Origin of the sequence: Paenibacillus sp. 598K, assembly GCF_003851045.1 — a bacterium.
Lineage (GTDB): Bacteria > Bacillota > Bacilli > Paenibacillales > Paenibacillaceae > Paenibacillus_D.
On the sequence record NZ_BFBX01000065.1, the window covers coordinates 39,972 to 47,548 of the forward strand.

Annotated in this window: 8 protein-coding genes; 7 read left to right on the forward strand and 1 reads right to left on the reverse strand. The window is 56.9% G+C overall.

Annotated elements, in window-relative coordinates:
- Positions 1-64 precede the first annotated feature (64 nt).
- The 6 genes from PA598K_RS18745 to PA598K_RS18770 all read left to right on the forward strand — a co-directional run bounded on the left by PA598K_RS18745 (position 65) and on the right by PA598K_RS18770 (position 5,159).
- Complete coding sequence (locus tag PA598K_RS18745; protein WP_128658427.1) at positions 65-718, forward strand: TerC family protein; 654 nt, start codon at positions 65-67, stop codon at positions 716-718.
- Positions 719-852: 134 nt separating this feature from the next.
- On the forward strand, positions 853-1,350 hold the full coding sequence (locus PA598K_RS18750; protein ID WP_128658428.1) for a hypothetical protein: 498 nt from the start codon (positions 853-855) through the stop codon (positions 1,348-1,350).
- A 23-nt stretch (positions 1,351-1,373) separates the two neighbouring features.
- Positions 1,374-3,215 (forward strand): translational GTPase TypA, encoded by a 1,842-nt coding sequence (gene typA / locus PA598K_RS18755; RefSeq protein ID WP_128658429.1) that lies wholly within the window; start codon positions 1,374-1,376, stop codon positions 3,213-3,215.
- Between the two features lie 18 nt (positions 3,216-3,233).
- Positions 3,234-3,572 carry a YlaH-like family protein gene (locus tag PA598K_RS18760; RefSeq protein WP_128658430.1) on the forward strand — a complete coding sequence of 113 codons (339 nt, stop codon included), beginning with the start codon at positions 3,234-3,236 and terminating at the stop codon, positions 3,570-3,572.
- 4 nt (positions 3,573-3,576) lie between these two features.
- Complete coding sequence (locus PA598K_RS18765; RefSeq protein WP_260405489.1) at positions 3,577-4,626, forward strand: LCP family protein; 1,050 nt, start codon at positions 3,577-3,579, stop codon at positions 4,624-4,626.
- Positions 4,627-4,706: 80 nt separating this feature from the next.
- Positions 4,707-5,159: a pyridoxamine 5'-phosphate oxidase family protein gene (locus PA598K_RS18770; protein WP_128658431.1), complete on the forward strand. Its 453-nt coding sequence runs from the start codon at positions 4,707-4,709 to the stop codon at positions 5,157-5,159.
- A gap of 51 nt (positions 5,160-5,210) precedes the next feature.
- On the opposite strand, the gene PA598K_RS18775 is transcribed toward PA598K_RS18770, so the two are convergent.
- Complete coding sequence (locus PA598K_RS18775; protein ID WP_128658432.1) at positions 5,211-5,795, reverse strand: YhcN/YlaJ family sporulation lipoprotein; 585 nt, start codon at positions 5,793-5,795, stop codon at positions 5,211-5,213.
- A 144-nt stretch (positions 5,796-5,939) separates the two neighbouring features.
- Between PA598K_RS18775 and PA598K_RS18780 the strand changes: the two genes are divergently transcribed.
- Positions 5,940-7,289, forward strand: a complete 1,350-nt coding sequence (locus PA598K_RS18780) for a PhoH family protein (RefSeq protein ID WP_128658433.1) — start codon at positions 5,940-5,942, stop codon at positions 7,287-7,289.
- The last annotated feature ends 288 nt before the right edge of the window (positions 7,290-7,577 follow it).

Sequence of the window (7,577 nt, forward strand, 5' to 3'; positions counted from 1 at the left end):
TGTTCTGACGGCTTGGACATATCCAGCCTCTCCCTCACATACATAAATGTGAGGGGGCGAGTCCATGGAGAGCCTAATCATTTTTGTACAGATTATGTTTATCAACTTGTTGCTGAGCGGGGACAACGCGCTTGTCATCGCCATGGCCAGTCAGCATCTGCCTGCGCGGGAGCGCAAGCGGGCGATTTTGTGGGGGACGTTTTGCGCGATTGGCTTGCGCTGTGCGATGACACTGGTCGCGATCAGCCTGTTGCAGATCCCTTATCTGCAGGCCGCCGGCGCAATCCTGCTGTTCATTATAGCGGTACAACTGCTCCTCGGCACGGAGCATGGCGGCGAGCGCCAGGGACAGGTGTCCGCCACGCTGGCGGGAGCTGTCTGGACGATCGTAGCGGCGGATTTCGTCATGAGTCTCGACAATGTGCTGGCGATCGCTGCGGTCGCCGAGGGCGAGGCGCTGCTCATCCTGCTGGGCATCGCGCTCAGCATTCCTATCATCATCTGGGGCAGCCAGCTCTTGAGCGGCGCCTTGCGCCGACTGCCGTCGCTCGTCTATCTGGGAGCGGGACTGCTCGGTTATGCCGCAGGCAAGATGCTGGTCCATGACCCGGGCCTCGACCGCTTGCTGTTTCATGGCTCCGAGACCGCGCTGCAGGCGATTCCGCTCATCTCGATCCCGTTCGTCATATCGCTCGCCTTGCTATGGCGTCGTATCTGAATCTTCCCCCGCTAATTTAGGCTATTTTTCGTACGCACTGGTTTTTTCCTTTCACTTCTATTACACTAGAGGTAAAAGCGTGTCGTCTTTCGTCATGGGATACGGTTGGCGGTGCAAGAAACGGGGGAGACCGGATGTCCAAAAATCAATATACCGTCGGCGTTCTGATGCTGATTGCCGGCGCTATTATTTTGCTTGGAAAATGGGGTATATTCAGCTTTCTCGGGACCATATTTTGGCCGCTGTTTTTGCTGATCCCCGGCATCTTGATGCATGTCTTGTATTTCGGTCGAATCTTGCCGGCTGCCATCCTTATTCCGGGTGGAATTTTGACGGTTTATTCGCTCGTTTTCCTGTACTGCACGCTGTTTGGCTGGGAGAATCTCCAGTATATCTGGCCGTTTTTCATCTTCGGCATTGCCGTCGGCCTTTACGAGTTCCATTTGTTTGAGATGCCGCGTCCTCGCGGCCCGATGATCGCTGCGATGGCGCTGGCGATCGTTGCCGCAAGCTGCTTTACCGCAATTATGCTCTGGAGCTGGGGCATCTACCTGCTCGCAGCCCTCCTTATCTTGGGAGGCGCGTGGATCGTCTTTGGACGACAGCTGATGGGCAAGCGGACCAAATTTTAGAATCAGAAGGGATTAAAACAACCATGCATTCGAGAGAACATCTGCGCAACATCGCAATCATTGCCCACGTCGACCACGGCAAGACTACGCTGGTAGACAAATTGCTGCAGCAATCCGGTACCTTTCGCGACCACGAACAGGTACAGGAGCGGGCGATGGATTCCAACGACCTGGAGCGTGAGCGCGGAATTACGATTTTGGCCAAAAATACGGCCATTAACTACAAGGAATATTTGATCAATATCGTGGATACGCCAGGCCATGCCGACTTTGGCGGCGAGGTAGAGCGGATCATGAAAATGGTCGATGGCGTGCTGCTGGTTGTCGATGCCTTCGAGGGCTGTATGCCGCAGACCAAGTTCGTCCTGCGCAAAGCGCTGGAGCAAAATCTGACGCCAATCGTCGTCCTGAACAAAATCGACCGGCCGAACGCGCGTCCCGCCGAAGTAGTGGACGAGGTGCTCGATCTGTTCATCGAGCTGGGCGCAAGCGACGAGCAACTGGACTTCCCTGTCGTCTATGCGTCTGCGCTGATGGGCACCTCCAGCAATAATCCAGACCAGCAGGACGAGAATATGCAGGCGCTCTACGAGATGATCGTCGGTCATATCCCTTCGCCGACAGAGGACGTGGAGCTGCCGCTGCAATTCCTCGTGACGCTGATGGACTACAACGAATACCTCGGTCGTATCGCTGTTGGCCGTGTCAATCGTGGCGTCATCCGCCAAGGCCAGACCGTCGCGGTCATGGGACGCGAGGGCAGCGTCAAGCAAGCCCGCATCGAGAAGCTGTTTGGCTTCCAGGGCCTGAAGCGTATCGAGATCGCCGAAGCGGGCGCAGGCGACATCGTCGCAATCGCCGGCATCAAGGATATCAACATCGGTGAGACGATCGCCGATCCTGCCAACCCTGAGGCGCTGCCGGTGCTCACGATTGACGAGCCGACCCTGCAGATGACCTTCCTCGTTAACAACAGTCCGTTTGCCGGTCGAGAGGGCAAATGGATCACTTCCCGCAAGCTGCGCGAACGTCTCATGAAGGAGATCGAGACCGATGTGGCGCTCCGCGTCCATGAGACGGACAGCCCGGACGCCTTCATCGTGGCCGGTCGCGGCGAGCTTCATCTGGGCATCCTCATCGAGAACATGCGTCGCGAAGGATTCGAGCTGCAAGTATCGAAGCCTGAGGTCATCACCCGGGAGATCGACGGCGTCCATATGGAGCCTTACGAACGTCTGCTGATCGATGTGCCGGAGGAGAGCACCGGCTCGGTTATGGAGAGCCTGGGCGCCCGCAAGGCCGAGATGGTCAACATGATCAACAACGGCACGGGCCAGGTCCGACTGGAGTTCATCATCCCGGCACGCGGCCTGATTGGCTACCGCACCTACTTCCTGACACTCACCCGAGGTTACGGCATTATGAATCATGCGTTCGACAGCTACGGTCCGTTGGCTGGCACGGGCGTCGGCGGCCGCCGTCAAGGCGTCCTGGTCGCAAGCGAGCAAGGCACGACGACATTCTATGGCATGCTGTCGGTCGAGGATCGCGGGATCCTGTTCCTGGAGCCGGGTACGGAAGTGTATGAGGGGATGATCGTCGGCGAGCATAATCGGGACAATGACATCATCGTCAACCTGTGCAAAGAAAAACAACTGACCAACGTTCGTTCTGCTACCAAGGACGACACGGTCAAAATGAAGACGCCAGTACTGTTCTCGCTCGAGCAGGCGCTTGAGTATCTGAACGACGACGAATATTGCGAGGTTACGCCCAAGTCGATACGGCTGCGCAAAAAGCTGCTCAACAAAAACGAGCGGGAGCGGGCGGAAAAGCATCGCAAAATGTCGCAATCTGGGGTCTAAGCAAGGGAGGGATCGACGGTGCAGGATTGGCTAAGCAACCATCCGCTCGTCTCTTACGTGCTCATTCTGGGATGCACGATCTATATTTTCAACAAAGTGTTCCGCATCCAAAAAAAACGCATGCCGATCATCAAGGAAATCCTGGTCCATCTGTTGATGGCCTTCGGATCGCTCGTGTTGCTCGTGCTGCAGATCGACAAGCTGCCGATCATCCAGTGCATGGCGGTGGCGGTGCTCATGATGATGCTGCTGAGAGCTCGTCAATTCTACGACAAGTGGAAAGGGAATACCGGGGGGGACACGGCGCCAAATGGCGGCTCCTCCAAGCCGGAGCCCAAAACAACGGAGAACAGGTGAAGCTATGAGCAGCTATACAAGAGATCCTAACGCGGCGGGGATGGCGCCGCGACGGCGGCGGACGCCGGCCGCGCCGCCCCCGAAGAAGAAGAAAAAAGCCCGCTGGGGAATCCGTATCATGGTGGGCCTGCTCATCCTGATGCTGGGGGCTGCAGGCTACCTTGGCTGGCTGGTTACGCAGACCAAGGGGACGCTGCAGGCGATCGGGGACGAGACGGTGCCTGAGGTCGCTCCCGAGCAATCGGTCAAGGTCAAGCCGACGACCTTCCTCATCCTCGGGCTGGACTCGCGGGCCAAGGGCGGCGGGCTTAATACCGACGTGATCAAGGTGGCGGCGCTCAACCCGAACAACAAGACGTCGACGATCGCTTCGATCCCGCGCGATACGCGAATCGAGCTCGACGGCTACAAGAGCCGCAAGGCCAATGCGTATTATGCGAACTTCTACCAGCAGGCGCGGGATAAAGGAATGAGTGCCAAGGAAGCGCAAGCGGAAGCGCGCAGCGAGACGAAGCTGCTGTTCAGCCGGTACTTCGATGTGCCGATCGACTATACGATTATTATCAACTTCGACGGCTTCTCCGACGTGGTCGACGCGCTCGGCGGTATCGACGTCGATGTGGACATGGACATGCGCTACGTTGACAATGCCGATGGCACCAATATTAATCTCAAAGCCGGGCCGCAACGCTTGGACGGCAAAAACGCGCTTGATTATGTCCGTTACCGTCAATCGAATGACGGCACGCGTCAATCCAACGACATGGAGCGCAACGCCCGTCAAACCCAGGTGATCGGAGCGATCGCTGACCGGATGCTGTCCTTCAGCGGCGTAACCAAGATTGCCAGCGTCCTGGACGCGGTAGGGGACAATATCAAATCGGATATGCACTGGAAGGAGATCGAGAACCTCGGCACGACCTATTACTCGATCAGCAGCTCCGGCATTCAATCTGTAGCGCTTGAGGGGACCTGGCGGTCACCATACGTTCATGTCAATTCCGGCTCGCGCGAAGCGGTCAGCGCTGCGCTCCAGGCCAAATTGGCGGAATGACCGTTGGAGATGTCAGGCGCATATGCTATAATAAGTCTAAGTAACTGGCAACAACCATGGAGAGCAAGGGAGGCCCTGCGATGACCCAAACGATGACGAGTCTGAATGACGAGCTCTTCGCGCATCTGCAACAGCAATCCTTCGTTTTGCTTCATACGGCGGACGCTGCATCAGGCTGTCCGACATCGAATGCCATCTCCTGGATTTACGCGCCTTCTCGAGACAAGCTGCGGTTTGCTATCGACAGCCGCTCGAGTCTCTCCGCCAACCTGCAGGCGCATGCCGAGGTTTGCGTCACCGTATTTGTTGCGGGAGGCGTAGTTGCCATCCATGGGCGTGCATTGCCTGTAGCGACTCCGCTCGCGGACGTACCTTTTGACATCTCCTGTTTCGACATCGAGATCGATTCCTGGCGTCATGCGATGTATGCCGGATCCCGGCTTGCGTCCATGCCGGAGTGCGAGAAGACTTATGACCAGCGCGCCGCCGACAAGCTCGACGGACAAGTTTTTGAAGCGATGAGAAAAGCCTAGCGGCCTGCCGCTAGGCTTTTGCTGATTATTGGGGCGTATTGACGAATGCCGCTAACGCGGCTCGGAGGAAGACGGGGTCTCCCGAACGTTGTCGGAAGGTGTCTCCTCGACGTCCTCGACGTCCTCGGCGTCTTCGGCTGGCATCACATCCATCGGCAGCTGCGGGATGATGCGTCCGATGATGTCGGCGAGCTCCTCGGCGAAGCCGGCCACTGGCCTGCCGGCTCGCAGATCCGCCCCCATCTCTCGCAGACGGGCCGTCAGATCGATATCGGCGGTGACGAGGGCGCCTGCGCCCTCCGGGTCCTTGCGGAGCGCTTCGGCGACGGAGTACTTGATCATGCCGACTCTGGACCGTTCCTCTTCGGCGCTGACGTTGACTCCGACGATGGCTGTATTGCCGAGCAGGACGCAATGCGCGGATTCCACGCCCGGCACGCTCATGGCCAACGCTTCGAGATATTCGGTCCGCGAGCCCGTTTGATGACCGTTGGCATTTTCGGGCATACTCTGCTGTAATTGCAGCTGTTGATTATTCTCAGGAGAGGGTGATGTCTCTTCCCGTTGGGCTGTGCCGCATCCGGCTGTCAGCACCACCAGACTCAGAATAGACATATACAGGAGCTGCTTTCTCATCTCTCGATCAACCTTTCTACTTGCATGGATTTGGCAATTCCCATGCCTAGTCTGTCCTGAGCGGATCGAAGCTATGTACGACTGCAGAGAGCCGGTCGATCGATGCGTTTCCCGCTCAACTATCTACGCCAGGAGGGTTACAAGATGAAAAAAATATTCGTGCTCGATACAAACGTACTGCTGCATGATCCCCAAGCGATCTTTGCTTTCGAAGATAATGAAGTGATCATCCCGGCAGTTGTCCTCGAGGAGATCGACTCCAAGAAACGGCTCGCCGATGAGCTGGGACGCAATGCCAGGTCTGTCTCCCGTCTGCTGGACGGCTTGCGGGAGCAGGGGCATCTTCATGAAGGCATCCGGCTGGAGCAAGGGGGCGTACTGAAGGTCGAGCTGAACCATCGCAGCTTTGTCCGTGTCCAGGAGATGTTCGGCGACATGTCCAACGACAATCGGATCCTGGCGGTCGCGCTGAATTATGCGCTGGAGGAGAAGGATAAGGAAGCCGGAAGCGAGAGTGCAGCGCCGAGGCATGTCGTCATCGTCAGCAAAGATGTCCTCGTCCGTATCAAAGCCGACGTGCTCGGACTGGAAGCACAGGATTATCTGTCGGATCAGACGGTAGAGGCTTCGGATATCTATAGCGGCAACTTAACGATCCATGTGCATCCGGCGGTCATCGACGAGTTTTACTCGTATCGGTTCCTGTCGGTGAGCGCCTTGCAGATCAGAACCAAGCTGCATCCCAACGAGTTCGTCATCCTGCGCGACGAGATGGGCACATCGAAATCGGCGTTGCTCAAGGTGTCGCAGGACGGAGCCAGACTGGAGCCGCTGTTCCTGAGCAATGATCCGGTATGGGGAATCACCGCGCGCAACGCACAACAACGGATGGCGCTGGAGCTGTTGCTCAATGACGAGATCCCGCTCGTCACGCTCAGCGGCAAGGCGGGTACTGGCAAGACGCTGCTCGCGCTGGCGGCCGGCCTGCTCAAGGTGGAGGATGAGCATAAGTATAAAAAGCTGCTGATCGCCAGACCCGTTGTGCCGATGGGCAAGGATATCGGCTACCTGCCTGGTGAGAAGGACGAGAAGCTGCGGCCGTGGATGCAGCCGATCTACGATAACCTGGAGTATCTTTTCGATACGAAAAAGGCCGGCGACATCGACAAAATCCTCATGGGACTGGGCAGCATACAGGTTGAGGCGCTCACCTACATCCGCGGGCGCTCGATACCGGGCCAATTCATCATCATCGACGAGGCGCAGAACCTGTCCAAGCACGAGGTCAAGACGATCGTCTCGCGCGTCGGCGAGGGCAGCAAGATCATCCTGATGGGCGATCCCGAGCAGATCGACCATCCGTATCTCGATGCGGTGAGCAATGGCCTGACGTACATCATGGAGCGATTCAAGCAAGAGGGACTAAGCGGCCATATTACACTGGAGAAGGGCGAGCGCTCCAAGCTCGCGCAGCTGGCCACCGATCTGCTGTAGCTCGAACGATAGCAAGCAAGCGGAAGGTCCGCGCAGCGGACCTTCCCTATTGTTGCAGGAGCAGCAGACAAACGCTTGTTTTCTTGATAAAATAGAAGAGATGTGTCACTTCGTGATTAAAAGCAAGGTTTTTGAATTGGCTCTACATAAAAATGAAAGTTCAAAAAGTTCGCTTTTCAGCGCCGAGAAGGTTGAAGGCAGGAGGAAATGAGGAGCGGTACACGTTTTCGCAGAAAACGACTTCGGAAGCATACGCTTAGTGGAGCTACGTGAGCACCGGAAGTTACG